This is a genomic window from Nonomuraea basaltis, assembly GCF_005893125.1.
GTDB classification, from domain to species: Bacteria; Actinomycetota; Actinomycetes; order Streptosporangiales; family Streptosporangiaceae; genus Nonomuraea; species Nonomuraea basaltis.
On the sequence record NZ_VCJS01000113.1, the window covers coordinates 13,994 to 39,876 of the forward strand.

The 25,883-nt window shown below is 71.2% G+C and carries 27 protein-coding genes; 14 read left to right on the top strand and 13 right to left on the bottom strand.

The window, feature by feature from the left end; genetic code table 11:
• Positions 1-275: 275 nt before the first annotated feature.
• From EJK15_RS39640 to EJK15_RS39650, 3 genes are all read left to right on the top strand, one after another.
• A complete protein-coding gene (locus EJK15_RS39640) occupies positions 276-1,535 on the top strand; it encodes a DMT family transporter (protein WP_138715618.1) in 1,260 nt (419 codons plus the stop codon).
• Between the two features lie 223 nt (positions 1,536-1,758).
• Entirely contained in the window at positions 1,759-3,468 is a 1,710-nt protein-coding gene (locus EJK15_RS39645) for a tetratricopeptide repeat protein (RefSeq protein WP_240777507.1), read from the top strand.
• 148 nt (positions 3,469-3,616) lie between these two features.
• Positions 3,617-4,069 carry a hypothetical protein gene (locus EJK15_RS39650; protein WP_138715619.1) on the top strand — a complete coding sequence of 151 codons (453 nt, stop codon included), beginning with the start codon at positions 3,617-3,619 and terminating at the stop codon, positions 4,067-4,069.
• A gap of 196 nt (positions 4,070-4,265) precedes the next feature.
• Here EJK15_RS39650 and EJK15_RS77230 read toward each other — a convergent pair whose 3' ends face one another.
• A complete protein-coding gene (locus EJK15_RS77230) occupies positions 4,266-6,020 on the bottom strand; it encodes an NmrA family NAD(P)-binding protein (protein WP_138715620.1) in 1,755 nt (584 codons plus the stop codon).
• A gap of 88 nt (positions 6,021-6,108) precedes the next feature.
• On the opposite strand from EJK15_RS77230, the gene EJK15_RS39660 reads away from it, so the two are divergent.
• The 3 genes from EJK15_RS39660 to EJK15_RS39670 are packed head-to-tail and all read left to right on the top strand — an operon-like array spanning position 6,109 to position 8,289.
• Positions 6,109-6,735, top strand: a complete 627-nt coding sequence (locus tag EJK15_RS39660) for a TetR/AcrR family transcriptional regulator (protein WP_206061384.1) — start codon at positions 6,109-6,111, stop codon at positions 6,733-6,735.
• Positions 6,736-6,751: 16 nt separating this feature from the next.
• Positions 6,752-7,525, top strand: coding sequence for a hypothetical protein (locus EJK15_RS39665; RefSeq protein WP_138715621.1), 774 nt, complete (start codon positions 6,752-6,754; stop codon positions 7,523-7,525).
• On the top strand, positions 7,522-8,289 hold the full coding sequence (locus tag EJK15_RS39670) for an MBL fold metallo-hydrolase (protein ID WP_138715622.1): 768 nt from the start codon (positions 7,522-7,524) through the stop codon (positions 8,287-8,289). Before EJK15_RS39665 ends, EJK15_RS39670 begins: the two co-directional genes overlap by 4 nt.
• Here the strand turns inward: EJK15_RS39670 and EJK15_RS39675 are convergent.
• Both EJK15_RS39675 and EJK15_RS39680 read right to left on the bottom strand, forming a co-directional pair.
• Positions 8,273-8,533: an NUDIX domain-containing protein gene (locus EJK15_RS39675; protein WP_138715623.1), complete on the bottom strand. Its 261-nt coding sequence runs from the start codon at positions 8,531-8,533 to the stop codon at positions 8,273-8,275. The two genes, EJK15_RS39670 and EJK15_RS39675, sit on opposite strands and share 17 nt — an antisense overlap.
• Positions 8,534-8,570: 37 nt before the next feature.
• Positions 8,571-8,930 carry an ArsR/SmtB family transcription factor gene (locus tag EJK15_RS39680; RefSeq protein ID WP_138715624.1) on the bottom strand — a complete coding sequence of 120 codons (360 nt, stop codon included), beginning with the start codon at positions 8,928-8,930 and terminating at the stop codon, positions 8,571-8,573.
• Positions 8,931-8,963: 33 nt separating this feature from the next.
• On the opposite strand from EJK15_RS39680, the gene EJK15_RS39685 reads away from it, so the two are divergent.
• Positions 8,964-9,845, top strand: a complete 882-nt coding sequence (locus EJK15_RS39685) for an LLM class F420-dependent oxidoreductase (protein WP_138715625.1) — start codon at positions 8,964-8,966, stop codon at positions 9,843-9,845.
• 304 nt (positions 9,846-10,149) lie between these two features.
• A complete protein-coding gene (locus EJK15_RS39690) occupies positions 10,150-11,112 on the top strand; it encodes an SDR family NAD(P)-dependent oxidoreductase (RefSeq protein ID WP_138715626.1) in 963 nt (320 codons plus the stop codon).
• A gap of 31 nt (positions 11,113-11,143) precedes the next feature.
• Here EJK15_RS39690 and EJK15_RS39695 read toward each other — a convergent pair whose 3' ends face one another.
• Positions 11,144-11,800 carry a DUF47 domain-containing protein gene (locus EJK15_RS39695; protein WP_240777508.1) on the bottom strand — a complete coding sequence of 219 codons (657 nt, stop codon included), beginning with the start codon at positions 11,798-11,800 and terminating at the stop codon, positions 11,144-11,146.
• Positions 11,801-11,807: 7 nt separating this feature from the next.
• On the bottom strand, positions 11,808-12,998 hold the full coding sequence (locus tag EJK15_RS39700; protein WP_240777509.1) for an inorganic phosphate transporter: 1,191 nt from the start codon (positions 12,996-12,998) through the stop codon (positions 11,808-11,810).
• Between EJK15_RS39700 and purU the strand changes: the two genes are divergently transcribed.
• The gene (gene purU / locus EJK15_RS39705; protein WP_138715627.1) at positions 12,997-13,851 is read left to right on the top strand and encodes a formyltetrahydrofolate deformylase; all 855 of its coding nucleotides are present in this window, start codon (positions 12,997-12,999) and stop codon (positions 13,849-13,851) included. The two genes, EJK15_RS39700 and purU, sit on opposite strands and share 2 nt — an antisense overlap.
• Positions 13,852-14,233: 382 nt before the next feature.
• Here purU and EJK15_RS39710 read toward each other — a convergent pair whose 3' ends face one another.
• The 3 genes from EJK15_RS39710 to EJK15_RS39720 are packed head-to-tail and all read right to left on the bottom strand — an operon-like array spanning position 14,234 to position 17,449.
• On the bottom strand, positions 14,234-14,584 hold the full coding sequence (locus EJK15_RS39710; protein ID WP_138715628.1) for a VOC family protein: 351 nt from the start codon (positions 14,582-14,584) through the stop codon (positions 14,234-14,236).
• Between the two features lie 5 nt (positions 14,585-14,589).
• A complete protein-coding gene (locus EJK15_RS39715; protein WP_138715629.1) occupies positions 14,590-15,381 on the bottom strand; it encodes a helix-turn-helix domain-containing protein in 792 nt (263 codons plus the stop codon).
• A 10-nt stretch (positions 15,382-15,391) separates the two neighbouring features.
• Positions 15,392-17,449: a prolyl oligopeptidase family serine peptidase gene (locus tag EJK15_RS39720; protein ID WP_138715630.1), complete on the bottom strand. Its 2,058-nt coding sequence runs from the start codon at positions 17,447-17,449 to the stop codon at positions 15,392-15,394.
• Between the two features lie 278 nt (positions 17,450-17,727).
• On the opposite strand from EJK15_RS39720, the gene EJK15_RS39725 reads away from it, so the two are divergent.
• The 3 genes from EJK15_RS39725 to EJK15_RS39735 are packed head-to-tail and all read left to right on the top strand — an operon-like array spanning position 17,728 to position 19,288.
• The gene (locus EJK15_RS39725) at positions 17,728-18,237 is read left to right on the top strand and encodes an HNH endonuclease (protein WP_138715631.1); all 510 of its coding nucleotides are present in this window, start codon (positions 17,728-17,730) and stop codon (positions 18,235-18,237) included.
• Between the two features lie 46 nt (positions 18,238-18,283).
• On the top strand, positions 18,284-19,081 hold the full coding sequence (locus tag EJK15_RS39730) for a GNAT family N-acetyltransferase (protein ID WP_138715632.1): 798 nt from the start codon (positions 18,284-18,286) through the stop codon (positions 19,079-19,081).
• A gap of 3 nt (positions 19,082-19,084) precedes the next feature.
• A complete protein-coding gene (locus EJK15_RS39735) occupies positions 19,085-19,288 on the top strand; it encodes an FmdB family zinc ribbon protein (protein WP_138715633.1) in 204 nt (67 codons plus the stop codon).
• 240 nt (positions 19,289-19,528) lie between these two features.
• Here the strand turns inward: EJK15_RS39735 and EJK15_RS39740 are convergent, their stop codons facing one another.
• The 3 genes from EJK15_RS39740 to EJK15_RS39750 all read right to left on the bottom strand — a co-directional run bounded on the left by EJK15_RS39740 (position 19,529) and on the right by EJK15_RS39750 (position 23,212).
• The gene (locus tag EJK15_RS39740; protein WP_171074797.1) at positions 19,529-20,023 is read right to left on the bottom strand and encodes a WYL domain-containing protein; all 495 of its coding nucleotides are present in this window, start codon (positions 20,021-20,023) and stop codon (positions 19,529-19,531) included.
• Positions 20,024-20,157: 134 nt separating this feature from the next.
• A complete protein-coding gene (ilvD, locus tag EJK15_RS39745; RefSeq protein WP_138715634.1) occupies positions 20,158-21,996 on the bottom strand; it encodes a dihydroxy-acid dehydratase in 1,839 nt (612 codons plus the stop codon).
• A 439-nt stretch (positions 21,997-22,435) separates the two neighbouring features.
• Positions 22,436-23,212: a nuclease-related domain-containing protein gene (locus EJK15_RS39750; protein WP_240777510.1), complete on the bottom strand. Its 777-nt coding sequence runs from the start codon at positions 23,210-23,212 to the stop codon at positions 22,436-22,438.
• 266 nt (positions 23,213-23,478) lie between these two features.
• On the opposite strand from EJK15_RS39750, the gene EJK15_RS39755 reads away from it, so the two are divergent.
• Together EJK15_RS39755 and EJK15_RS39760 are read left to right on the top strand one after the other, a co-directional pair.
• On the top strand, positions 23,479-23,769 hold the full coding sequence (locus EJK15_RS39755; protein WP_138715636.1) for a hypothetical protein: 291 nt from the start codon (positions 23,479-23,481) through the stop codon (positions 23,767-23,769).
• A 7-nt stretch (positions 23,770-23,776) separates the two neighbouring features.
• The gene (locus tag EJK15_RS39760) at positions 23,777-24,139 is read left to right on the top strand and encodes a TPM domain-containing protein (RefSeq protein ID WP_138715637.1); all 363 of its coding nucleotides are present in this window, start codon (positions 23,777-23,779) and stop codon (positions 24,137-24,139) included.
• 146 nt (positions 24,140-24,285) lie between these two features.
• Here EJK15_RS39760 and EJK15_RS39765 read toward each other — a convergent pair whose 3' ends face one another.
• Both EJK15_RS39765 and EJK15_RS71235 read right to left on the bottom strand, forming a co-directional pair.
• On the bottom strand, positions 24,286-25,236 hold the full coding sequence (locus EJK15_RS39765) for a hypothetical protein (RefSeq protein ID WP_138715638.1): 951 nt from the start codon (positions 25,234-25,236) through the stop codon (positions 24,286-24,288).
• Between the two features lie 54 nt (positions 25,237-25,290).
• Positions 25,291-25,883 (bottom strand): serine/threonine-protein kinase (locus EJK15_RS71235; RefSeq protein ID WP_476739200.1); only part of this gene is annotated, 593 nt, incomplete at its 5' end.

The following is a 25,883-nucleotide window of genomic DNA, read 5'->3' on the forward strand; positions in this document are numbered from 1 at the left end:
CTCACTCCCGATCTCTTCCGGTGATCTCTCCCGGACCCTCTCGGCGTGACGTGGCCGCCGATCCCGGCCCGCGGACCGTGACATTCCGCCGGCGCTTTATCCGGCAGGAAGCGCCAATTTCCTATAACGGGCCATGTAGGAAATAGCCGGTTCTCCGTTCTCACGGTATGGATGTACGAACCCGCGGGTGAGGGTCTTAACTCCGAGTGGTAGAGGAACCTCACCGCTGCTGCCTGTACATCCGTGGCTGCAAATAGTAGTGAGATGCTTTTGCCATGGCAGTCGTGCCCGCTCCCCGACCCCTCACGGGAGCCGTGCTTCTGTTGTTCGTCAGCGCCGCTTGGGGGTCGGCGTTCCCGCTGATGAAAGATCTCATCCATCGGTTACCAGTGGAGGACCTGCTCGCCGAGCGCTATCTGATCGCCGCGCTGACTCTCCTCCTCATCCGGCCGGGCTGCCTTCGGGGGCTACCACGGGACACGTGGATCAACGGGGTCGTACTCGGGGTCATGTTCGGGGTCGGGCAGACCGCCCAGGCCATCGCGCTGGACAGCCTGCCGTCGGCCGTGTCGGGGTTCGCCGTCGGCTGCAGCGTGGTGATCACGCCGATCTTGGCGTTCATCCTCTTCAAGGCCAAGGTGCCGCGCCGCATCTGGGCCGGCGTCGTGCTCGCGCTGGCCGGCATGACCGCGTTCACGCTGATGCGCGGGGTGGAGGAGCACGGGGTCTCGGTGGTCGCGCTCACGGCCACGCTCTCCGCGGCCGCCCTCTACTCCGGCCACACCCTCATGCTCGGCCAGCTGTCCAAGCGGCGGACGTTCCACCCGTACGCGCTGACGGTCATCCAGCTCTTCACCATCGGGCTCCTCACCGGGGGAGTAGGGATGCGCGACGGGATCACCCTCCCGGCCAGCGGTTCTGACTGGCTGCTGCTGGCGCACCTCTCCGTGGTGTCGTGCGCGCTGGGGTTCCTGGCCCGCTCGTACGGCCAGGCGCACGTGCCCGCGGTGCCCAGCGCGATCCTGATGTCGTCGCAGCCCGTCTGGGTGGCCATGATCGCGGTGATCTGGTTCGACGAGCAGGTGGGCTGGAGCATGATCGTGGGCGGCGGCCTGATGGCGGCCGCGATGCTGCTCGCCCTGCCGGCCGGCTCCGCCGTCCTGGGGAAGGAGCGCAGGCGCCGGAACCACGATCTGCTCGCCGTTTCCCACATGGCCGCCAGGGCGCTGTCCGACCTGAGGATCAAACGTGAGGATCGGCTGCGGCTCGATAGCGATCCTGCGCCGTATGTCGCCAAGAGCGCCTGCGCGGACGCCGGCTCGTGCCCCTGGCACACCCGCTCGCTCAAGGGCGGCGGAGAGCCCAGCCTCGAGCGGCTGATCGAACGGGCCACCCTCATCGTCCGCGCCAGGAACCTGCCGGGCCCCGGCTGCTGCCAGTCGGTCACGCTGCTCGGTCGCTGCCTGTGTGACTTGATGGAACAATCCGAGCGGACGCACAAGACGGCATTGCCCCGATGGTTTCGCTCCAAATAGGTTACAAAAGCCGATCAAAAGGCAACTACTTCTTATCCTTAACCCTCCCACTTATTCACCGTAAATCTTGATATTCGTGGGGGTGCCCTAATAATAGGGACTTAACCCCGAGTGGGAGAGGTACGCGTCATGAAGCGCATCGTCGTCCGCAAGCCTGGAACCGCGAGGCTCGCTGGAACCTCCAGCGTCATTCACAAGGGGTGACCGAGGCCAGGGTCCCACCGTGACTGAGGCCAGGTCCCACCTCAGAGTCCGGGGCGAACCACCCGCCCGATGGGGGGCCGCGCGGCTGCTGATGCCGTTGATCGACGCGCATCGCCGGCCACGCGGCCCCTACACCGTTGCCGCCGCCCTGCTGCGCCATCTGGTGCCGCCGACTCTTGACCGCTCCGCCGAACTGGTGGAGGCCCACGACATCGAGATCCTCGCGGCGGCGCCCGAGCTGGCCGGCCGAGTCCCGGCCGGGCGGGTCACCATAGACGTCGGGCTGGCGGACGACGAGCGCATCCTCGTGCCCGCGCCTCGCCGCACGCTGCGGCTGGCCAACGGGATCGCGGAGTTCGTCCGCGACGCCGTGCGCCCGGGCCGGACGCTGGCAGTGTGCAACGGCGCCGAGGCCGACCCGACGGACATCGAGCTGCTCGACGCCATGATGCGGCGGATTCCGCCCGCCACGCTCACGATCATGCTGTACTCGGACGGGCCCGAGCCCGCTCCCGACACGCGCGGCGCTGACGAGCTGTGGACCGTGGTGGACCGCTCCATGCGCGAGGGCTTCCTGCACGCCGTCGTCGAGCTGGGGGAGCGCGGCATGGCTCGCACCGAGCCGGGCGGCGAGCGGTGGTGGCGCTTCGCCCAGCGCACCGCGACCGCGCTCGGCGGTCTCGGCCGCACCGAGGAGGCCCGCGCGGTCTGGGACCGGGTACGCGCCGCCAGCCAGGACCCGAAGATGCACGCCGCCAGCGCGTACGGCACCGCCATGCTCGACGCCCGCCACCCCGACCCCGCGCGGCGCGACCTGGCCAGGGCCAGGCGCTGGATCAACGAGGCGATCGCCATCTCCACCCTGCTGCCCGACCCCGCCGAGCGCGCTTTCAAGCTCGGCTTCGACCGCAACGGGCTGGCGCTGATCGAGCTGCGGCACGGGCGACTCGGCGCCGCGCTGTCGCTGGTCGAGTCGGCCATCGAGCTGGCCCGCGAACTGGGGGAGCGGCATCCGCTGCACCGGATGGTGCTGCTGGCCAACCGGGCCCAGTTGCTGTCCGCGCTCGGGCACACCAAGGAGGCGCTGGAGGACTACGCGGCCGCGATCGCGATCGACCCCGTCTTCCCCGACTACTACCTGGATCGCGGCAACCTGCTGTTCAGGCTCGGGCAGTACGAGGAGGCGCTGGCCGACTACGAGCGGGCCATGCGGGCCGGGCCGCCGCTGCCGGAGGCGCACTACAACCGGGCGGAGCTGCGTACCGTGCGCGGCGACACCGACGGTGCGCTCGCCGACCTGGGGCAGGTGATCGAGCTGGACCCGGGCTACCTGGACGCCTACATCAACCGCGCCGGGCTGCTGGCCGCCGCCGGGCGCGACGAGGAGGCCAGGGCCGACGTCACGGCCGGGCTCGCCCTGGCGCCCGGCAACCCGCATCTGCTCACGGTGCTGGGCCAGCTGGAGACTGCGGCCGGGCGGCTCGCCGAGGCCAGGACGGCGCTGGACCAGGCGGTGGACACCGCGCCCGGGCTGGCGGCCGCGTGGGGGAACCGGGGGGTGCTGCGGTACGCGGGCGGAGACCTGGAGGGGGCGGTCGAGGACCTGAGCCGGGCCATCGAGCTGCAGCCCCAGCCCGACCTCTACACCAACCGCGCCATCGCCCTCCGCGCCCTGGGCCGCGACGCCGCCGCCGACGCGGACGACCACCGGGCCAGCCGGTTCTCCTGACGGCGGGGGATGGGGTGGTGGACCGGTTCTCCCCCCTGCGCCGGTCCGGCCCCTTCGGCCTGGCACGGCCCCTTCGGCCTGGCACGGCGCCCTGGCCTGCCAGGGCGCCGCCGGGCGGTGGTGCGCGCCTGGTGGGAGCATTGGCGTCATGACGGGGCGAATGGGGAGGGCGGCCGGGGTGTGCGCGGCGCTGGGCGTGCTGTGGTGGGCCACCGTCCGCCTGGCCTGGGCGGGCGTCGGCTGTGAGGACTGGGGATGCCTGGTCCCGGCCGTCGGGATGGTCGTGGCGATCACGCTGGCCCTGCTCGCAGGTTCCGCGCTGGTCCTGGAGCGGGTGGACGTACGGCCGGGACGCAGGGTGGCGCTGGCGGCGGCCGGCGCGCTGGTGGTGTTCAGGATCGCCGGGGAGGCGCTGCCTTCGTGGACCTCCCAGCTGGTGGACGTGGTCGCGGCCGGGGCGGCGTTCGCGGGTGCGGGCGCCGTGGCGGCGTTCGTGACGGAGGCGAAGGTGGCCAGGCGCTGGAAGGTGGTGACCCTGCTGGGGCTGATCGCGCTCGTGCCCGTCGCGCTCGCCATGTCCTGGGCCAGATTCGGCCTCTGAGCCGTCCTCCATCCATTTCTGGCCCTGCGGACCTTGACACCCCAGCGCCCGAAGGCGACTGTTCCTTGCCGTTCACCGGCCTCCCGGTCCTGTGCGAGGCGATCGCGGCCGACCTGCGTACGCGGACGGGCCTGGAGTTCGACCCGCTACGTCAGGTGGTCATCACCTCGGGCGGCACGTCGGCGGTCATGCCCTGTCAGAGCTGCGGACCCGCTTCGAAGCGGGTCCGCAGGAATGACTCGAACGTGGTGAGGCCCGGGTGCTCCTTGCGCAGGGACTCCAGGTCCGCCTGGTAACCGCTCTCCCGGAACCACTCGTACATCCGCTCGCCGCCCGTCGGCTGCTGCTCGAAGCGGGTGGGCACGCCGGTGACCCGTTCGTACACCTCGGCGAGCTCGGCACCGGTGAGGGCATCGCCCGCGATCTCCAGCCGTCTCCCGGCGTAGTCTCCTGGGCGGTCGAAGGCCTCGGCGGCGAAGTACGCGATGTCCTCGGGGGCGATCAGCTGCATGCGCTGCCCGGGAAGGAACGGCAGCTTGATCACCCGCTCCCCGTCCGGGGCGTCGGCGTAATAGAGCAGGTTCGTCATGAAGAAGGTCGGACGCAGGATCGTGGCCGGCACGCCAGCCGCCTCGATGTGTTGCTCGATGGTGTATTTGCTGGTGAAGTGGCCGATTCCGGTGTCGCGTTCCGCGCCACCCACGGAGCTGTAGACCAGGTGGGCCACGTACAGTTCCCTGGCCGCGTCGGCGATCGTCGTGCCCTGGCGCACCTCCCGGGCCAGCTCGTCATCCGTCCACGCGAACGCCTGCACGCTGAAGACGCCGTGGACCCCAGCCATGGCCGCGCGTACGGAGGCCGGGTCGTCCAGGTCCCCCTTCACCAGTGAGACGCCGGACGGGGCGCGGGCGGAGTCCGGGTCCCGGACCAGGGCGCGTACGGACCAGCCGCGGGCAAGCAGCTCCCGGGCCACCGCGCCGCCCTGGTTGCCGGTCGCGCCGGTGACCAGGATCGTCCGCGCTCGCACGGGCGCCAGCAGGGTCTTGCCGGTGACCGTACGCGCCTCGATGGCCGCGTGCGCCTCGGCGGCCGACTCCAGGGGGAGGACGGCGCCGACCGTGGGGCGCAGGCGTCCGGCGGCGGCCTCCGCCAGCGCCGCCCTGGACAGCTCTCTCAGGTCGGTCCGGGGCCAGGCGACCGCCGTCACGCGCGGGTCCGGGGTCGTCATCGGGCCGCCTGCCATGCCGTACACGCTCAGCCTGCCCCCGTCCTTCAGCAGGCCCTGGGCCGCCGCGCCGATCTCGCCACCCACCCCGTCGAAGACGACGTCGAGGCCGCCCGTCGCGGCGCGTACCAGGTCGGTCCAGACCGGGCCGGTGTAGTCGACGGTCAGCTCGGCGCCCAGGCTTGCGGCCAGCTCGCGCTTGGCCGCGCTGCCGGCCGCGCCGATCACGCGGGCTCCGGCGGCGCTCGCGAGCTGCACCAGGAGGCTGCCCACGCCGCCGCCCGCCGCCTCGACCAGCACCCACTCGCCAGGCCGCGGGTCGGCGGCCCGTGCCAGGCCCACGGCGGTACGCCCGTCGGCCAGCAACGCGACCGCGGTCTCCAGCGACAGGCCCTCGGGCACCGGGATCAGATCCTCGGCGCCGGCCACTGCCAGCTCCGCATAACCCCCGTAACCGCCCAGCGTGCTGACCACCCGCGCGCCGGTCAGCGCCTCGTCCACGCCCTCGCCCACGGCCAGCACGGTCCCCGCCACGCCGTTGCCCAGGATCGCGGGCAGCTCGGCCCGCCGCGGGCCTCGATCCGCGCGTACCTGCGTCTCCACGAACGTGACTCCCGCCACGGAGACCTCCACCAGCACCTGCCCGGGCCCGGCGACGGGATCCGGCACCTCCTCGGCGACCAGCGACTCCGGCCCGCCGTACCGCCTCAAGACCACCGCACGCATGACGCACACCTCCACTTTATTTCGGAGCGATTCGCTCCGAAATGTATATCGGAGCGGAGCGCTCCGCAACATGGTTACCCTGTACGGCATGGAGAAGCGCGGCAGGCAGGCCGAGGCCGCACGCAACGATCTGCGACTGCTGCAGGCGGCGCACGAGGTGTTCACCACGCAGGGGTTCGACGCGCCGGTGTCGGCCATCGCCAAGCAGGCCGGCGTGGGCATGGGCAGCCTCTACCGCCGCTACCGCACCAAGGAGGAGCTGCTCCAGCGCCTGTGCCTGATCGCCATGGAGCGCGTCGTCGAGGCCGCCGAGGCCGGGCTGGCGGAGCAGGATCCGTGGGCCGGTCTGGAGCTGTACGTGCGCACCTGCGTGGGTTTCCGGTCTGGTGCGCTCGCGCCCGTCGCGGGCACCATCGAGGTCACCGGCGAGATGTGGCGCACCTCCAGGAAGGCCACGGAGCTGGCCGACCGGCTGATCTCCCGGGCGCGCGACGCCGGCGTGCTCAGGAGCGACGTGGCCCCGCTCGACGTCTCGCTGCTCATGGAGCAGTTCAGCCGCCCGGCGCCCGGGCCGCCCAGCGAGCGGCACGAGCACGTCAAGCAGCGCCTGCTGGCCATCGCGCTCGACGGCCTGCGCGCGCCGGGCGTGACCGAGCTGCCCGGCGACCCGCCGACCCTGGAGTGGTACGAAGGCCGATGGGGAGAAGGCCCTTAGGTTTACGGTGGGGTGCGTGGCGTTCAACGAGCTGCTCGACGTTCTTGATCACGGTGCCAGTGCCCAGGCCGCGGGCATCAGGCGCGGCTATGGCGGGCCGCCCGCACGTACCGTGAGTGTCAGATCCGGCCTGGCGCGGCTGCGCTGCGCCTCCCTGCTCAAGCCCCTCTACGCGTGGGTGAGCGCGGGTCGCATCCCCGACGCCGACCGGTGGCGCCGCCACGCCGAGCCCGCCGTGGTCATCTCCTCCAACGCCGACACGCTCAACCTCTGGCTCGCCGTCGGTCCTGGTGTCATCCTCCAAGACCTCCGTGAGCGCACCGGCGTCGCCTGGTCGCCGCCGAACGGCGACCCCTCGCGGTTCGGCTCGGTCGAGGTGGCCGCCGACGAGGTCGCGACCGCGTACGCGGTGCTCGCCCAGTCCGCCGTCGCGGGCGACCCGGTGGCGGCGACCATCCTGGGGTGGATGCGGCAGGTCGGCGCGGACCAGACGTTCGGCGCACGGGAGGCGATCGAGTCGCCCGGGGCCGGGATCAAGTGCGGCTGGTACGGCGCGCCCGACGAGACCTGCCTGCGCACGCACGCCGTGGCCATCCTGCCGAGGGGCGGCACCCGGGTCACCGTGGTCGTCGGCATGACCGCGCTGCCCTACACCGACCCCCGCGACCGCGAGGTCTACCGGGAGCGGGTGGCCAAAGGGCTGCCCGTGGAGCAGGAGCACGAGAAGGTGGCGGGCGGCCTGCTGCGGGAACTGATGGCGACGACGCTGACCGAGCTGGGGGGCCGATGAGGATTACCGTGCTGGGCGGGTGCGGTGCGTGGCCCGCGGCCGGGCAGGCGTGCAGCGGGTACGTGATCGAGCACGAGGGCTTCCGCCTCCTCATCGACCCCGGGTACGCCACGCTGCCGCGGCTCCTCGAACGGATGCGGGCCGACGAGGTGGACGCGGTCCTGGTCACCCACGGCCACCCCGATCACTGCGCCGACCTCAACCCGCTCCTGCGCGCCCGCGCCCTCGGCAGCGTACCGGCGGCAACGCTGCCCGCCGCCGCGCCGCCGGGCGTGCTGCCCGTCCATGCGCCGCCTGGCGCGCTGGACGCCGTGCTGGCGCTGGATCGGCCCCGCATGCTGGCGGGCAGCTTCTCGCTGCACGACCTGGATCCCGGCGCGCCGCGCGAGATCGGGCCTTTCCGCCTGGACGTCTTCGACCTTCCGCACCACGTGCCCAACGCCGGGCTGCGGCTGAGCGGCGGCGGCCGGGTGATCGCGTACACGGGGGACACCGGGCCGTCCACCGAACTGGTCGCGCTGGCCAAGGATGCGGATCTGCTGGTTGCCGAGGCGACATATCCGGAACGGGTGCCGGAAGAGGACGCGCTTTACCTGTCCAGCGCGCTGGACGCGGGCCGTACCGCGGCGTCGGCCGGGGCGGCGCGGCTGCTGCTCACCCACCTGTGGCCGGACACCCCGCCGGAGCCCGCGCTCGCCGCGGCGGCCCGGTCTTTCAGCGGCGAGCTGTCCGTCGCGTCGGGAGGCCTCACCGTCGATCTTTGACGAGCCTCTCGACGACCTTCGCCAACTCCGGCGGGTCGATCGCCTCGGGCAGCTCCTCGGCCCACGCGTAGCCCAGGTACGCCTCCCGCTCCTCCTCCGTGAGCTCCCCGGGATCGATCCCACCGCCTGGTGGCTCCCAGACGTCCATCCGGCTGACCCGGTCGTACCAGTGCATCAGCAGCACCCTGCCGTCGTGGTCCAGGCAGACCACGCGCGCGGCGGGACGGTCGTTTGTGGCGTTCATCGGGGAAGACGTTACCGGTCGGCCACTGTGGGGACTCTCAGCCGTCCTTAATCTCCTCATCCAGAACCAGGGCCAGCAGCCCGGGAAAGCGTCCCTCGAACTCCTCGCGCCGGAGGCGGTTGAGCCGGCGGCTGCCCTCGTCGCGCTGCTCCAGCAGGCCGACGCCGCGCAGGACCGCGAAGTGGTGGCTGAGTGTGGACTTGGCCACCGGCAGGTGGTTGAACGTGCCGCAGGGACGGGTCCAGTCGGGCACGCCGGCCAGCTCGCGCACGATGCGGCGGCGTACGGGATCGCCGACCGCGTCGAGGGCGGCCTGGAGCGAGACCTCGAGGGGAGAGGTGTGGGTGAGCGTGCGTGTCCTGTTCGACGGCGGTCGAACACTCGTGTAGTGTTCCATCTCGATCGAACATCCTACGCGAGGGGAGCGACCGTGGACATCGGGCGCGTCGGAGTGTGGCATCCCATGATCAGCAAAGCCCCCGCCGAGGAGGTGCGACGGGCGGCGGCCCGGATCGAGGCGCTGGGCTACGGCTCCATCTGGGTCAACGAGGGCGCGGGCAGCAAGGACCCGTTCGCCGTCGCGGCCATCGTGCTGGCGGCCACCGAAAGGATCACGGTCGGCACCGGCATCGCCAACCTCTGGGGCCGCGACGCCACGTCCATGGCGGCGGGGGCCGTCACCCTGGCCGACGGCTACCCTGGCCGCTTCCTGCTCGGCATCGGCGTCAGCCACGGCCCTATGGTGGGCTACCGCGGCCATGACTACAGCAAGCCGCTGACCACGATGCGGACATACCTCGACGCCATGGACGAGGCCGCGGAGATCCTCCCCAAGGCCGAATCGCCCAGAATCCTGGCCGCGCTGCGCCCAAAGATGCTGGAGCTCTCACGAGACCGGGCGGCCGGCGCCCACACCTACTTCGTACCGCCGGAGCACACCGCGCAGGCCCGCCTCGTCCTCGGCCCTGACCGCCTCCTGATCCCGGAGCAGGCGGTCGTCATCGAGTCCGACCCGGCGCGGGCGCGCGAGATCGCCCGCACCCATACGGCCTACTACCTGCGCCTGCCCAACTACCTCAACAATCTGCGCACGCTCGGCTTCACGGACGCCGACCTCGCCGACGGGGGCAGCGACCGCCTCACGGACGCCATCGTGGCCTGGGGCGACGCGGGCGCCATCGCCAAGCGCGTCCGCGCCCACCTCGACGCCGGCGCCGACCACGTCGCCATCCAGCCCCTGTCCCAGAACACCCCCGACCTGGCCAACGCCCTCACCCAACTCGCCCACCTCGCCCCATCCCTCGGCCTGTAACCACCCCACCTACCTCGGCACCGCACACGGCGGGCGGCGCGCCACTGCGCAGGGCACGCACTGCGCCTGCCGTGGCACCGCACGGGGCGAGGGGCCACACCGGCCACGCTGGGCACCCGCCACGCTGGGCACCCGGGGCGCGGGCCACGTAAGGCACGGGCCACGTAGGGCACGGGGCGCCGGCATGGGGGTGCCCTCACCCTGGTGTCCATGGGCGGGCAAGGATCGGCCCGGAAGGGGTGCTCAAGGCGGGCGGGGGCGTGGCGTTTGACCTGGAGTGCGCTCCATTTCGTAGCGTCGAGGCATGACAACGCCACAACACAAGATCGGGTCGGGTTTCGGCGCCAGGAGCACTGCGGACGATGTGCTCCAGGGGATCGATCTGTCCGGGAAACTGGCGATCGTAACGGGTGGCTACTCGGGTCTCGGGTTGGAGACCACGCGTGCGCTCGCCCGCGCCGGCGCCCGCGTCATCGTGCCCGCCCGACGTCCTGGCATCGCCCGGGAGGCGGTCGGGGACATCGACGGGGTCGAGGTCGAAGAGCTCGACCTGGCCGATCTGGAGAGCGTACGCCGGTTCGCCGAGCGCTTCCTCGCCACCGGCCGCAGCGTCGAGATCGTCATCGCCAACGCGGGCATCATGGCCTGCCCGGAGACGCGGGTCGGCCCGGGTTGGGAGGCGCAGTTCGCGACCAACCACCTCGGCCACTACGCCCTCGTCAACCGCCTGTTGCCGGCCATCGCGCCCGGCCAGGGCCGGGTCGTGTCCGTCTCGTCCGGCGGTCACCGCCACTCGGGCATCCGGTGGGACGACGTCCAGTTCGAGCGCGGCTACGACAAGTGGCTGGCGTACGGGCAGGCGAAGACCGCGAACATCCTGTTCGCCGTACACCTCGACACGCTTGGCAAGGACGCGGGGGTACGCGCGTTCTCGCTGCATCCCGGCGCCATCCTCACGCCTCTGCAGCGTCACCTGCCCAAGGAGGAGATGGTCGCGGCCGGCTGGATCGACGAGGCCGGCAACCCGCTGGACCCGAGCTTCAAGACCCCCGAGCAGGGTGCGGCCACCCAGGTGTGGGCGGCCACCTCGCCGCAGCTCGCGGACATGGGCGGGGTCTACTGCGAGGACTGCGAGATCGCGGAGCTCACGGGCGAGAACGCACGGGCGGGGGTACGCGACTACGCGATCGACCCGGAGCAGGCGGCACGCCTGTGGCAGCTGTCCGCCGACCTCACCGGCGTCAACGCCTTCACGCCGCCCCACTGACCGCCCCTGCGCCGCCGCCCTCGTCAGACCCTCACCTCTTCATCGCGCCGTCGGCGATCGCGTCCGCCGCGTCGCCGATGGCCACACCGACGATCTCCAACCGCCGGACCAGCTCCCGCTCCTTCATGGCCTCCGGCGTCAGCTCCCCCGAGAAGATCCGGGAGATCTCGTACTGGTACATCCGCCGGATGGCCCCGCCGGCCTTCTTGGCCTCCAGCGCGTCGGCGGTCACCACGGAGGGGCGGGAGGCGAGGTCGCGGACGGCGTTCTCGAGGGCGTCGATGCCGACGATGACCTGGTCGAGCAGGGGAGTGAAGCGGATCTGGTCGGGCACCCGGTACAGGTGGGACTCGCGGACGAAGTCCCGCAGCGAGTCGAGCACGTCGTCGATCGAGCGGGACAGCCGGAACAGGTCCTCGCGGTCGATGGGCGTGACGAGTGCGGACTTGAGCTCTTCGATGAGCCGGGCCCGCTCCTCGTCCCCGAGGTGCTCGATCGAGCGCATCTGCTCGTGCGCCCCCGTTCTGCCCACCTCGCCCCCGATCATGGCCATCGCCAGCCACGCGCCTTCCTTGGTGGCCTGGAGCTGGCCGAGCAGGGTCTCGGTGACCGCGCTGTCCATGCGACCGGTCATGAGGTCCCTGATCCGCCGCAGCCGCTTCATCGCCCGGCCGCCTTCGAAGAGCACATCCCCGTCACCACAGCGTCAACCCCTTCACCAGAAAGGCCAGGACCCCGCCCAGCAGCCCGCTCGCCGGCAAGGTCAGCATCCAGGCCGTGGCGATCTTGAGAGCGGCGTACCAGCGGACCCGGCCGCCCCCCTGGGCCATACCGGCGCCGATGAGCCCCCCGGCGACGGCCTGGGTCATGCTCACCGGCATGCCGACGGCCGCGCAGCCGATGACCGCCGCACCCGACGCCAGCTCCGCGGCGACCCCGTGTGGTGGCCTGGAGACGATGATCTCGCGGCTGAGCGTCCGGCCGGCCTTGGGCAGCCCGTACAGGGTGCCGAGCGCGAACAGGACGGCCACCAGCGACGTGTACGCGAACGGCGCGTCCGAGAAGCCGAGCGCGATCATGAACACGGCCAGCATCTTCTGGGCGTCGTTGGCCGCGTACGCGACCGTCTGCAGCAGGAATCCCGCCTGGTGCCAGCGCGCCAGCCCGTGCACCGTGGTGACCGCCACCAGCACCCGGATGAGCACCCAGGCCAGCAACCCTCCGACGATGGGCGCCGCCAGGCCGAACGCCAGGACCAGCGCCACCGACCCCGGCGAGACCGGCAGCCCCCAGCCGAGCCCCGCCCCGGTGAGGCCGCCCACGATGGCCAGGGTGAGGCTGGTCGGGCGACCCTTCGCGCTGAGCACGGCCACCACGGCCAGGGAGGAAAGCACCGCGATCGTCGTCGCGATCTTGCCGCCGGGCTGGTCGAAGGTCGCCAGCCTGGTCACGAACGTCTGCGCCACCTGGTGCGTGACGAGCGGTACGACCGCCACCATCACGACCAGGGCGAGGATGCCGGTGGCCGGGCGTACCGTGGGCAGCTTGAGCCCGGCCGCCAGGAGGGCGCCCCCGTCGTTGACCCCGGACACGACGGCGAACAGGCCCGCGACCACGATCAGTACGGCGGCGTCCAAAAGCGCGCGCTCCATCCCCGCCCGCCCGGCCGGGGCGGGACACGTTCGAGTCCCAGAATTTGTCCGTAATGCCCGATAGCTACCCAAGATCGAGCCGCTCACCGCCACCCCGGACACCGCGCCGCGCCAGGTACGCTCGATCGCGCCCGCCGCTGCCGGGCTCTTCGCTGGAGCGCCCGGCGACCGGTACGCTGCCCAGATCAGCCGCAAGGCGCCCGACGATCCCACGTCCGCGAGAGTGAACCGCATGACCAGCCCCGCCGAATACATCCTGACGCTGTCCTGCCCCGACCGGCCCGGTGTGGTGGCCGCCGTCTCCGGCCTGCTGGCGCGGAACGGCTGCAACATCATGGAGAGCCAGCAGTTCGGCGACCGGGCCGCGCAGCGCTTCTTCATGCGCGTGCAGTTCGCGGGACCGCTGGGCGAGGACGAGCTCAACGCGGCCTTCGCGGCGCTCGCGCCGGACTTCGCCATGGAGTTCACGGTGCGCGACGTGGCCAGGAAACCACGCGTGCTGATCATGGTCAGCAAGTTCGACCACTGCCTCAACGACCTGCTGTATCGGGTCAAGGCGAAGACCCTCGACATCGAGATCGTCGCGGTCGCGTCCAACCATCCCGACCTGCGGCCGCTCACGCAGTCGTACGGCATCGACTACCACCACCTGCCGGTCACCCCGGAGACCAAGCCCAGGCAGGAGGCCGAGGTGCTGGCGCTGGTGGAGCACTATCAGGTGGACCTGGTCGTGCTGGCCCGCTATATGCAGGTGCTCTCGCAGGACCTGTGCGCGAAGCTGGCCGGGCGGGCGATCAACATCCACCACTCGTTCCTGCCGTCGTTCAAGGGCGCCAAGCCCTACCACCAGGCGCACGACCGAGGCGTCAAGCTCATCGGCGCCACCGCCCACTACGTGACCTCCGACCTGGACGAGGGGCCGATCATTGAGCAGGAGGTGGCCAGGGTCAACCACAGCCACTCGCCCGAGGACCTGGCGGCGATCGGGCGGGACGTGGAGTGCGTGACGCTGGCCAGGGCGGTCAAGTGGCACGCCGAGCAGCGGGTGCTGCTGGACGGTCACAAGACCGTCGTCTTCCCGCGCTAGGCGTGGCTCTCGGCGATCGGGCCGACTATGAAGGGGCGGTCCCCGCCGGCCGAGAACGACGGCAGGCCCCGCGCAGGTCCCAGCCTGATCAACCTGTCAGCCGAGGTCGGCGGGCGAACTCGGACAGGCCCACCCGCCCGGTGACCGGCATCCGCACCGCGCGCGGCGACGAGGTGGGGGTCGAGCGAGCGGAGTCCCTTGGTGAGGACCTTCCGGCGGGCGGGCCAGTCTCTGTGGCGCGCCCAGAGGTTGAGTGTGGCGACACGCATGCCGCCGTCCCTACCCCGCCGTGCCGGTGGTCACGATCAGTTTGCCGCTGACGTGCTGGTTCGCCGGCGGGTCCAGGCCGGGGCTGAGGAAGGCGATGTTCAGCAGGAGCCGGTCAGGGCCGGTACGTTCCGAAGTACCAGGGGTTGCCCTGAGGGTCCTTGCAGCCGTACTCGCGCGACCCGTACGGCTGGTCCACGAGCTCCATGGTGATCTCGGCCCCCGCCGCTTTGGCGCGGTCGTGGTGGGCGTCGACGTCCTCGACCGCGACGTAGATCCCGGGCCCGCCCGGCCGCCCTTCGCCGATCATGATCAGGTCGTCGCCGACGAGCAGTTCGGCATGGTTGACCGCGCCGTCGTCGTTCTTGGACACCTCGTGCACCCGGAACCCGAACGCGCCGGTCAGGAAGTCGACCGCGGCCTGGCAGTCCTGGTAGCGGGCTAGTGCGTAAACAGTTCGCTCCATGAGACTCAGGATGCCCGGCGCGCGCCCGCCCGTCTTGGATGAATCTGACCCGGCGTCGTGTCGCCGAGCATCCGGAACTCGCGGTTCATGTGCGCCTGGTCGTAGAAGCCGCACTCCGTCGCCACCCGCGCGATGGCCGTGCCCGACCGCAGCAGCCGCAGCGCCCTGCCGAACCTGATCACCCGCGCGGCCGTCTTGGGCGGCAGCCCGATCTGGTCCTGGAAGCGCGCCACGAGGTGCCGGTGGCTCCAGCCGAGCGACTCCGCCAGCGACGACGGGCTCAGCCGGCCGCCCGACTCCAGCAGCCGCGCCCATGCCCACGGCAGCTCGGGACCCAGCTCGGGCCCCTCCTGGATACGGGCGAGCAGCAGCCGGTCGACCAGCGCCAGCCGCTCCCGCCACGACGGCGTCTCGGCCAGCCGTCCCACCGCCAGGTCCGCCCACGGCCCGAGCAGGTCCTCGACCGGCACCGTCAGGTTCGTCAGGTGCCGCATCGGCAGACCGTACAGCCGCCTGGCGCCGAATGGCGTGAGCACCACCTCCACGCCCTCGGCAGGCCCCAGCACCCGGGTGACGGTGAAGCGGTCGCCCAGCCCGCCCGTGAACGCCGTGACCCGCTCCCCGCCGACCTCCATCGGCGTGCCGAAGGCGAGGATGAGCACGGCTCCCGGCACGACGGCCTCAGACCGCGTGACCGGGGAGCCGTAGTGCTCGCGGTAGGCGCACAGCCGCGTCACGTAGGGTCGCAGCGCAGCGCTCGGGGTGGCCTCGACCATGGCCAGCCCCGGCGTGCTCATGTATCGGAGCCTAGAGGCCCGTGTGCGTGGCGAGGAAGGTCAGCGTGTCGGCCGACAGGTCGACGGACCGGCTCACCGAGCGCGCCCCGTGTCCCACCTCGGCCTCGTTGCGCAGCAGTACGGGCCGGTCCGCCGTCGAGGCGTGCTGCAGCGCCGCGCACATCTTCCACGCGTGCAGCGGGTGCACGCGCGTGTCCGACTGGAAGACGGTGAAGAGCGTCGCGGGGTACGCCACCGACTCCTTGACGTGGTGGTAGGGCGAGTAGCCCCACAGCCAGCTGAACGGCTCGGGATCCTCGGCGGTGCCGTACTCGACGTTCCAGGTGGCGCCGAGGCCGAACTGCTCGTACCTGATCATGTCGAGCAGCGGTGCGGAGCACACCACGGCCGCGTACAGGTCGGGGCGCTGCGTCAGTGCGGCCCCCACGAGCAGGCCGCCGTTGGAGCCGCCGGAGATGCCGAGCTGCCCGGCCGTGGTCACCCCGGTCTCGATGAGGTGCTCGGCCGCGGAGTGGAAGTCGTCGAAGACGTTCTGCTTGTGGGCCAGCATGCCCGCGCGGTGCCAGTCCTCGCCCTCCTCGCCGCCGCCGCGCAGGTTGGCGATCGCGTAGACGCCGCCGGCCTCCGCCCACGTCAGGACCGACGCCGAGTAGCCGGGGGTCATCGACAGGCCGAAGCCGCCGTAGCCGTACAGGATCGTGGGGCGCGGGCCCGGCGTGTCGTCGGCGGGGGAGATGATCAGCATGCGGACGTCCGTGCCGTCTTTCGACCGGTAGACGACCTGCCGGGTGCGCACGTCCGGCACGTCGACCGCGCCCGGCGACGACGCCCACAGCGTGGTCTCGCCCGTCCTGGCGTCGTAGCGCTGGATGGTGGGCGGCGTGGTGTTGTCGGTGTAGCCGAACCAGGCCTCGTAACCGCCCTCGGGGCGCTCGGCGATGCCGCCGATCGTGCCGAGCCCGGGCGTGGGCACCTCGCCGAGGCGCTCGCCGGTGGCCAGGTCGTGCACGGTGATCTCGCTGATCGCGTGGCGGGTCCAGCCCACCAGCATCACCGGGCGCTCCAGGTCGTCGAGGATCGCGAAGTCGCTCAGCACCGCCTCGGGGTCCTCAGGGATGAGATCGCGCCAGGTCTCGTAGCCGGGCGCGGCCGGGTCGGTGACGCACACCCTGGCCCTCGGCGCCTCGCGGTCGGTGTGCACGTAGAGCTTGCCGTCGCGGCCGAACAGCAGCCCCGACTGCGCGTCCACGCCCTCCTGCACGGACTTCAGCTCCGGCCGGTCGAGCGTGGAGGCGGTCAGGTCCGCCACCCAGATGTCGTTGCGCGGCGCCGTGCCCTCGTGCGCGGACACCTGCAGCCAGCGGCCGTCCCGCGAGACCGACACGCCGTAGTAGTTGGTCATCTTCAGCCCCTCGCCGAAGATCATCACGTCGTCCTCGGTGGAGGTGCCGACCCGGTGCAGGTAGACGCGGCGGTGGAACTGCGTCTCGTTCTCCGGCACCTCGGTGCTCGGCAGCCTGCGCACGTAGTAGAACGCCTCGCCGCCGGGCAGCCACGCCACGGGGGAGTAGCGGCAGCGGTCGATCGGCCCCTCGACCCGCGCGCCCGTCGTGACGTCCATGACGTAGAGGGCCGACTCCTCGTCGCCGCCCACCGAGATCTGGTAGGCCAGCAGGCGCCCTTCCTTGTCGGGCTGCACCGCGTCGAGCGTGGTCAGGCCGGACGGGTCGATCGCCATCGGGTCGATCAGCGCCCGCTCGGTCCCGTCGGGCTCCACGACGTAGAAGACGGCGTGCTCCTGGTCGGGAGTGCGGCGGGTGAAGAAGTGACGCCCGCCGCGCCACGTGGGCGTGCCGACCGAGCCGGACCTGAGCAGCTCGGCGATGCGGCTCTTGAACCGCTGCGGCCCCTTCTTCCGGGCGAACAATTCGGCCTGCGCGAGCAGCCATCCCTTGGTCTCCGGACTATCGGGCTCCTCGAGCCACCGATAGGGGTCGGGAACGGGCGTTCCGTGCAGGATTTCGACGGTTTCTTCGCGCTGTGCGATCGGGTACGGCTCTCGCGTCATGCAGGGAACCCTATGCGAACGCGGACGCGTAAAGCGCTGGTGAAGCGGGCATAAAACGTACCGTGTGTCCCTCTGGTCATCCCGGCGAGCGGTTTTGGGGTGGCGGGGAGCATGGTGTAAACGCCAGACTTGGTGACAGGACGGTGCCGTGGTGACCATCCGCTGGGCCGTCCGGCGGAGGTCCACGTGACGGAAGCACAAGTGCCCCAGGAGGGGCCGACAGGCGGGACATGCCGCGGCATGTCCCCTTTGATACGCATGCAGCAGGGAGAGGCACGATGACGCGCCAGGTCCTGCTGCTCAATGCCACCTATGAGCCACTGACCACCCTCTCGCTGCATCGCGCCGTCGTGCTCGTGCTGCGGGAGAAGGCCGACGTCGTGCACCGCGACGGCCGGGGCGCGGTGCTGCGCTCCGCGAGCTGCACGCTCGACGTCCCCTCGGTCATCAGGCTGCGCAGATATGTCCGTATTCCCTACCGGTCCCGCATCCCCCTGACCCGGGCCGCGCTCATGCGGCGCGACAACTACCGCTGCGCCTACTGCGGCCAGCGGGCCGAGACCATCGACCATGTCATCCCGAGGTCCAGGGGTGGTGCACACACCTGGGAAAACTGTGTCGCGTCCTGCACGACGTGCAACCACAGGAAGGCCGACAAGTACCTGGAGGAGCTGGGGTGGACGCTACGCGTCAGCCCTGCGGTGCCACGGGGCGCCCACTGGAGACTCATTGGCGCATCGCTCGTCGGAGACCCTCAGTGGGCGCCTTACCTGGAAGCCGCGGCCTGAAAACCGCTTTGTCCGAGGCGGTCCCTGCCTGACACCATGAGCAGGCATGTGGACCTTCACCTCGGACGCTGAGGAGTACGCTGCGGTCGCCGAGCCCTTCCTGCTCGGCGACCCGGTGGGCAACACCGTCCCGTTGACCGTTCTGGCCAATCTGCGGGCCGGCATGCCTGCCAAGGATCCCTTTTTCGGCTGGTGGACGGTGGACGGCGAGGTGCGTGGGGCGGCCTTCCGCACTCCGCCGCATCCGATCGGGCTCGCCGTCATGCCCGTCGAGGCCGTCGCGCCGCTGGTGGCGGAGTTCGGCGGCGACCTTCCCGCGGTCATGGGGCGGGTGGAGCTGACGGACGAGGTCATGCGGCTGCTCGGGACGCCCAAGCGGGTGGTGTCGGAGCGGCTCTACCGCCTCGGCACGCTCGCCGTCCCCGACGTGCCCGGGCGCGGCAGGCTGGCCGTCCCCGCCGACTTTCCGCTGCTGGTCAGCTGGTATCAGGCGTTCGGCGACGAGGTGGCGCTCGGGGACGGCGACCCGGCCGAGCGCGTCGCGCACCGGCTGGCGGGGCGCCAGCTGTTCGTGTGGGAGGCGGGCGGGACGCCGGTGTCGCTCGCGGGGCTCTCGCCGGCGGCCGGCGGGGTCTGCCGCATCGGGCCCGTCTACACGCCGCCGTCCTGCCGCAGGAACGGGTACGGCGCCGCCGTCACGGCGTACGCCAGCCAGGCCGGGCTGGCCGAGCGCTGCGAGCAGGCCGTGCTCTTCACCGACCTGGGCAACCCGACCAGCAACGCCATCTACCAGTCGATCGGCTACGAGCCCGTGTCCGACTACGCGCACATCACTTACTCTTAGGCCATGCCGCGTTACGAGTTTCGCTGCCGCGCCTGCGGCTCCACGTTCGAGGTGTCCCGCCCGATGTCGGCCTCCGACGACCCGGCGGGCTGCCCGGAAGGCCACGACGACACGGTGAAGCTGCTGTCCACGGTCGCCATGACAGGCGGCGCGGCCGCGCCGAAAGCCAGTGGCGGTTGCTGCGGCGGGGGCTGCTGCTCCTCCTAGAAACCGGCGCCGGTCGTCCGGCCGGGGCGGTGGCGCAGGTAGCGCTCCAGCGCCCGGTCGAGGCGTGCGGCTCTTGGGCCACCGCCCCGCCGGACGCTGCTCCGTTGGTGCGGACACCAATGGGGACGGGGGCCGGGCGCCAGTCAGGCGCGCCCGGCTGTGACTGAACATCACCGCCTGATGACCTTCAGTCACCGGCCCAACGGCCGGTCGCGGCCGGTCAAGCTTCGGCCAGCTTCCTCACGCGGCCCTGGTGCGCCTGCGGCGCTGGAACGGCAGGAACCGGTCGGCCAGGTGCGGACGGGACGGCGTGAGCGTGGGCTCGACCGCGATGATCCGGTCGAACCTGAACGCTCGGATCGCCCGGCGCATCCTGCACACCCCGACCAGATACCAGTATTCGCGGTGGACCAGGCACGTCACCGGCTCGACGTCGCGCGCGGTGACGTTGCCCCCGGCGTCCTGGTAGTGCAGGCGGATCATGAGGCGGCTGGTGATGGCGTCGGCGATGAGCCTGGCCCGGGAGGCGACCTCCAGGGGCAGCGGCTCGGTCAGCGTCGTGAGCGTGGTGGCGATGACGTCGTCGTCGAGCTCCAGGTGCTCGAACGCGTGTTGCAGGCCGCGCCGTGCGGTGACGGCCTGGGGGCCCGTTCCGAGGTGAGCGAGGGAGAGTGCGAGGGCGGCGATCTCGGCGGTCGTCAGCGGGCGAGTATCGTGCTTCACGACTGTCGTCATACCCCAAGAATAGGGACGACCACCGACAATTTTCGAAAGTCTGTCCGGTTGGCCACGTTCAGTGGCCTGCCGGAGTCAGCGATGTGTGAACCTACGGCAGGCGATGGCGATCTCGCCTGCCGTACAGGTCATCCTTACCGCGACAACTGGGACAGATCGCGCGAGGCGCCCGTCGAGGCGGACGTCGTCATCGCCGCGTACGCCTGCAGCGCCACGCTCACCGGCCGGTTGCGGTCGCGCGGCCGGTATCCGCCCAGGTCGGCCAGCAGCCGCTCGCGCCGCGCGGCCAGCTCGGCCTCGGGCACCCGCAGCTCCATCAACCGGTTCGGGATGTCGATGTCGATGATGTCGCCATCCTCGACCAGCGCGATCGCGCCGCCCTCGGCCGCCTCGGGGGAGGCGTGGCCGATCGACAGCCCGGAGGTGCCGCCGGAGAAGCGGCCGTCGGTGATCAGCGCGCACACCTTGCCCAGGCCCTTGCCCTTCAGGAACGAGGTCGGGTAGAGCATCTCTTGCATGCCGGGGCCGCCCTTGGGGCCCTCGTAGCGGATGACCACCACGTCGCCCTCCTTGACCTGCCCGCCCAGGATGCCCTCGACCGCCTGCTCCTGCGACTCGAACACCACCGCGGGCCCGCTGAACCGCCAGATCGACTCGTCGACCCCGGCCGTCTTCACGACCGCGCCGTCGCGCGAGATGTTGCCGTAGAGCACCGCCAGCCCGCCGTCCACGGTGTAGGCGTGCTCCCGGTCGCGGATGCATCCGGCCGCGCGGTCGAGGTCGAGGTCGTCCCAGCGGTTGTCCTGTGAGTACGGCTTGACCGTGCGCACGTTGCCGGGCGCCGCGTGCCACAGCTCCACGGCCTCGGGCCGCACCGTCGGCGACTTCACGTCCCAGGCGGCCAGCATGTCGGCGAGCGTGCCGCCGTTCACGGTGGGCAGGTCGTGGTGCAGCAGCCCGGCCCGGTCGAGCTCGCCCAGGATGGCCGGGATGCCGCCGGCGCGGTGGACGTCCTCGATGTGGTACTTGTTCGTGGCCGGGGCCACCTTGCACAGGCACGGCACCCGCAGCGAGATCTCGTTGATCTCCTTGAGCCCGAAATCGACACCGGCCTCGCGGGCGGCGGCCAGGATGTGCAGGATCGTGTTGGTCGAGCCGCCCATCGCCACGTCGAGCGTCATCGCGTTCTCGAACGCCTCAGTGGTGGCGATCGAGCGCGGCAGCACCGACTCGTCGCCGTCCTCGTAGTAGCGGCGGGTGATCTCCACGAGCTGCCGGCCCGCGTCCTCGTAGAGGTGCTTGCGCGCCTTGTGCGTGGCCAGGATCGTTCCGTTGCCCGGCAGTGCCAGGCCGATGGCCTCGGCCAGGCAGTTCATGGAGTTGGCGGTGAACATGCCCGAGCAGGAGCCGCAGGTCGGGCAGGCGTTCTCTTCCATCGCCAGCAGCTCGTCGTCCGAGACGGACTCGTCGGCGGCGGCGATCATGGGGTCGATCAGATCGAGCTTCTTGCCGGGCGTCTTGCCGGCCTCCATGGGCCCGCCCGAGACGAAGACCGTGGGGATGTTCAGCCGGAACGCGGCCAGCAGCATGCCCGGCGTGATCTTGTCGCAGTTGGAGACGCAGATCATCGCGTCCGCGCAGTGCGCGTTGACCATGTATTCCACGGCGTCGGCGATCAGCTCGCGCGACGGCAGCGAGTAGAGCATGCCGCCGTGGCCCATCGCGATGCCGTCGTCGACCGCGATCGTGTTGAACTCGCGGGGAATCGCCCCGGCCTCGCGGATGGCGGCCGCCACCACGTCGCCGACGTCACGCAGATGCACGTGGCCCGGCACGAACTGGGTGAAGCTGTTGGCCACCGCGATGATGGGCTTGCCGAAGTCGCCTCCGGCTACGCCGGTCGCCCGGAGCAGGGCCCGGGCACCGGCCATGTTCCTGCCGTGGGTGACGGTACGTGACCTGAGGGCGGGCATAGGACTTCTCCCATCGCTAGCGAGTCTTCACATGCTACGACCACTGCCCGGCAACTGAGACAACGGTCCACGCATCGGACGGTTGGTTGCCGATTCGTGCGGAAAACGAAGCCGCCGCCGGTGGCGCTCGTGTTAGAGAGATCAGATGAGCCACGGGGCAGTCATGCTCGACGATCCCGCCAGGGCCGGCAACTTCATCCACACGATAGACCGCCTGTGCCGCAGACCGGCCAAGGACGAGGGCGTACAGGACTCGCTGCACGTCTCCAGGCAGCCGCTGCCGGCCAGGAGTTCTTCCCCTGGTGCGGCTCGATCCCGCAGATCTACCGTTAGACGGGCAGCCGAGCCGGGTGGAGCGCCACCAGCAGGCTCAGGGGGTCTCGGCCGGCACCGTCGGCCCGCGGGTCAGGACCCCACGGGCCACAGGATCGACGGATGCTCAGTCTTCGCCGTACCGGGCGGGGAGCACCTGGGCGGCGATGTCGTAGATCCGGTCGATCTCGGCATCGGTCAGCGCCCGTTCCCGCTTGGTGATCCACTTGCGCGCGCGGTCGCCCTGGTAGACGTCCACGCCGCGGATCGTCATGACCTTCCATGGGACGGGCGGGCCGTAGATCGCGAGCGAGGGCACGACCGAGATCTCGCGGCCCAGCGACTGGGTGATCAGCTCGCTGGCCTTCGACGCCTCGAACTTGGCCTCGGTGATGCGGGCCTTCTGGTCGAAGGGGCCGTGGAAGAGCTTCTTGCCGCTCTGCACGCGGATGGGCAGACGCTTGTCCCACTTCTCGGAGTCGACCGCGTACACGCCCGTCGGACCCACCACGAGGTGGTCGATCTGGTGCTCGGTGTCGGGGATCGCCCTGGCGTGGAGCGTGCGGTAGCCGTTGCGCTCCAGCTTGCGCAGCTGCGCCTCGGTACGTCGCTCCGCCACGGACGACCGCCGCCAGGCGGGCACGGACGAGTTGGAACGCGCGCGATAGACCGCCTCCAGGATGGCCGCGACCACGCCCGCGGTCACGCCCACGCGCCATTCGCCCACGAGGAAGCCCACCACCAGGGCCACGCCGATCGCCACGAGCAGGCGGTTGCGCAGGCGGCGGAAACGCGGTTGTCGCAGCAGGCTACGCACGGACGCGCGCTCTACCGGCGCGTACGTGGAGGTGGGCGCCGATGGCTTCGCGGCGGCGGTCTGCTCACTTTCTGGTCTGTCGCTCACCCAGATAGGTGACGAGTTGTGACCGTCTTCTCGCTGGTTGTCGGAGTCCACGTAACTCACCGTAGCCCGCGAATCTGAACGATTCCTAGTGCTGCCTTGTCCATAGTTTTATGGCCCAGCTCATCGTGTTCCACGCCCGTTTTCAGGGTATTACTTATCTTCTCTAGAGAGGTCCCGGGGGACGTACAAGATCATACCCGTGTCTGTTCCGCCGACACTCCCCATGGGGTCTGGCCGGACCGGCTCACGAGGTTTACGTTCATGGTGTGAACGGCGCAGCGGAGATTCTGCTCTTTCTCATCGGGGTGTCCTTGGGGCTGTTCGTCCTGATCAGCCTGCTCGTCATGCTGCCGGGACGGGGCACGCAGCGGCGGATCGAGTCAGGCCCGGTGTGGCTGGGCGGCCCTGGCGGGAGCGAGCGCGGCGTGAGCACTTCGGGTCTGGTGCTGGCCGACCGGGTGGCGCACTGGGCGGCCGTGCCCGAGACCGACTGGGTGGCCGCGGCGGAGACGGCGGAGCCGAGCAGGCGCGTCGGCGGCGCCTCGGCCGGATGGTGAGGCGGTGATGCGAGGACTGACCACCGCACAGGCCGATGACCTCAGGCAGGCCCTGCGCACCGCCGAGCGGCGCAGTGGGCTGCGGTTCGGTGTGTTCCTCGGGGAGCCGGCCGGCGGGCGGCGGCACTTCGCCGAACGCCTGCACGCCGCCCTCGGCGACGAGGCCGACAACGCCGTGGTGGTCCTGGTCGACGTCAAGGGGCGCGGCCTGGAGATCGTGACGGGCGAGAAGGCGCGGCGGCGGCTGAGCGACGGCGCGTGCCGGTTGACCGCGATGTCGATGGCCACCACCTTCAGCGCCGGCGACCTGGTCGGCGGCCTGCTGTATGGCATCGCCTCCCTCGGCGAGCAGGCGTCGGCTCGCCGCTGATCCTTCGAACAATCTTCTTTTACGGCAAGCCGGCTTGCCCGCACGCGCCGTAGCGGGTGGCCGGCTGTCATGGCCGGCCGTGAAGGCTCACGGGGTGCCCGCCGTGACGAGCGCATGCTTGACCCGGTGCCGTGGTGAATCGGGTCTCAGAGGCGTTCGAGGAGGCCGGCCACGTGCTTGCTGACGCCGTTCAGGAGCGTGGCGGGCTCGATGGGGGCGGCGGCGATGGCTGAGAAGAGGGCCGGCAGGCCTGGGAGCGGGAAGCCGTCGTCCTTCTGTGCCGCGGCTCCCACCGCGTTCTTGTCCAGGGCCGCGCGGCTGCGTTCCCAGGCGTCGAGGACCTCTTCCGGCGAAGGCACCCCGAAGCCGTGTCCCACGGGTGCCGCGTGGCGCAGCCGGACGAGCGGGGTGTCGGCGAAGGTCAGGGCCGTGCGAGCCCGTAGCTGCAGGTCGGCGCGTGGCTCCGGGGCGATCCAGTCCATGGCCGTACAGGGATTGCGGCAGGTCGCGACGCACACCGCGAGCGCGCCCGCGACCTGGCTGTGCTGCCGGTCGAAATACGCGCGCCACCCCTCGCCGGGCTCCAGCGACACCCGCAGCGTCCGGTTGGTGGCGGACTGCTCGGACTTGGTGTGGTCGCACTCCCGATCGCCGATCACGCCGAACCTGCTGCCGGTCGCGCTCAGCCCAGCGGGCCAGCGGGCGGGATCGCCGGCGTGACCGAGCTGCGGCTCGAAGGCCAGCAGCGGCAGGTATTCGCTGGCGATGTGCACCGCCGCGATCATCGGGCTCAGCTCCCGCCGGTGCCACCGCACGGCGATCACCTCGAGCAGCAGCCCATACGCCGGCCGCAACGACTCCAGTGCCCCCCGCGGCTGCTCGCGCGGCGTCTGCGGCATGTGGCAGGCCCGCGCCCGTCGCCTCAGCTCGGCGGGCACGTCCTTCGCCTCGGCCGCGAAGTCCTCCGCGTCGAGCGAGAGCAGCCGCTGCCCGAACTCGCACACCTCGGCGATCTCCACCGCGGGCGCGAGCGCACCGAGATCGGCGAAGGCATAGCGGCGTGCCAGGGCGATCAGCAGGTCACGAGTCGTATCCACGCGACGACTTTCTCACGATCAGCGAGTGGTCACGGACATTGGGCGTTCGCGCGATCACGGGCATGGTTCGCGCACGCACTGGATGTCGCTCGTCGGCTTGCCGGCCGTGGGCTCGGACGTGGGCTCCTCCGGGCCCGGCGAGCTCGGCTCCGGCTCCTGCGACGGCTCCTTCGTGGGCTCGGACGTGGTGGGCTTGGCGGTGGACGACGCGGTCGGCGTGGTGGAGGTGACCGTCGTCGTGGGGGTCGGCACGCGCGTCGCCCGGGGCGGCTTGGTGCTCGGGACGCGCCTGGTCGGGGGCGCGGACCGCCTGGTGGTGGCCGGCGGCGCGGGGGAGGTGGCCGTGACCGAGGTGCCCTCGACGGTCGGCGTCACGACGCTCCCGTTCGTGGGCTCTGCCGGGCGCAGCCAGACGAAGCCTGCCACGCCGGCGGACACGACCACGGCGGCGGCCATGGTGAGCACGGCCCGCATCGTCTGGCGGCGGCGCGGCGCCGGCATGGGCGTCGTGTCAGGGGAGGCCATCGCCCGGCGCGCTGCCTCGGCCATCAGCGCGGCCGTCGGCCAGCGCCGGTCGGGCGTCTTCTCCAGCGCCCGCTCGACCACCTGCCGCGGACCCGGCGGCACGTCGCGGGGGAGGGGCGGGA

Bases quoted from the DNA above. Each gene is read 5' to 3' on its own strand.
- EJK15_RS39640 (WP_138715618.1), top strand. From the start codon at position 276: ATGGCAGTCGTGCCCGCTCCCCGACCCCTCACGGGAGCCGTGCTTCTG.
- EJK15_RS39650 (WP_138715619.1), top strand. From the start codon at position 3,617: ATGACGGGGCGAATGGGGAGGGCGGCCGGGGTGTGCGCGGCGCTGGGC.
- EJK15_RS77230 (WP_138715620.1), bottom strand. From the start codon at position 6,020: ATGCGTGCGGTGGTCTTGAGGCGGTACGGCGGGCCGGAGTCGCTGGTC.
- EJK15_RS39660 (WP_206061384.1), top strand. From the start codon at position 6,109: ATGGAGAAGCGCGGCAGGCAGGCCGAGGCCGCACGCAACGATCTGCGA.
- EJK15_RS39670 (WP_138715622.1), top strand. From the start codon at position 7,522: ATGAGGATTACCGTGCTGGGCGGGTGCGGTGCGTGGCCCGCGGCCGGG.
- EJK15_RS39675 (WP_138715623.1), bottom strand. From the start codon at position 8,533: ATGAACGCCACAAACGACCGTCCCGCCGCGCGCGTGGTCTGCCTGGAC.
- EJK15_RS39680 (WP_138715624.1), bottom strand. From the start codon at position 8,930: ATGGAACACTACACGAGTGTTCGACCGCCGTCGAACAGGACACGCACG.
- EJK15_RS39690 (WP_138715626.1), top strand. From the start codon at position 10,150: ATGACAACGCCACAACACAAGATCGGGTCGGGTTTCGGCGCCAGGAGC.
- purU (WP_138715627.1), top strand. From the start codon at position 12,997: ATGACCAGCCCCGCCGAATACATCCTGACGCTGTCCTGCCCCGACCGG.
- EJK15_RS39700 (WP_240777509.1), bottom strand. From the start codon at position 12,998: ATGCGGTTCACTCTCGCGGACGTGGGATCGTCGGGCGCCTTGCGGCTG.
- EJK15_RS39710 (WP_138715628.1), bottom strand. From the start codon at position 14,584: ATGGAGCGAACTGTTTACGCACTAGCCCGCTACCAGGACTGCCAGGCC.
- EJK15_RS39715 (WP_138715629.1), bottom strand. From the start codon at position 15,381: ATGAGCACGCCGGGGCTGGCCATGGTCGAGGCCACCCCGAGCGCTGCG.
- EJK15_RS39720 (WP_138715630.1), bottom strand. From the start codon at position 17,449: ATGACGCGAGAGCCGTACCCGATCGCACAGCGCGAAGAAACCGTCGAA.
- EJK15_RS39725 (WP_138715631.1), top strand. From the start codon at position 17,728: ATGACGCGCCAGGTCCTGCTGCTCAATGCCACCTATGAGCCACTGACC.
- EJK15_RS39730 (WP_138715632.1), top strand. From the start codon at position 18,284: ATGTGGACCTTCACCTCGGACGCTGAGGAGTACGCTGCGGTCGCCGAG.
- EJK15_RS39735 (WP_138715633.1), top strand. From the start codon at position 19,085: ATGCCGCGTTACGAGTTTCGCTGCCGCGCCTGCGGCTCCACGTTCGAG.
- EJK15_RS39740 (WP_171074797.1), bottom strand. From the start codon at position 20,023: ATGACGACAGTCGTGAAGCACGATACTCGCCCGCTGACGACCGCCGAG.
- ilvD (WP_138715634.1), bottom strand. From the start codon at position 21,996: ATGCCCGCCCTCAGGTCACGTACCGTCACCCACGGCAGGAACATGGCC.
- EJK15_RS39760 (WP_138715637.1), top strand. From the start codon at position 23,777: ATGCGAGGACTGACCACCGCACAGGCCGATGACCTCAGGCAGGCCCTG.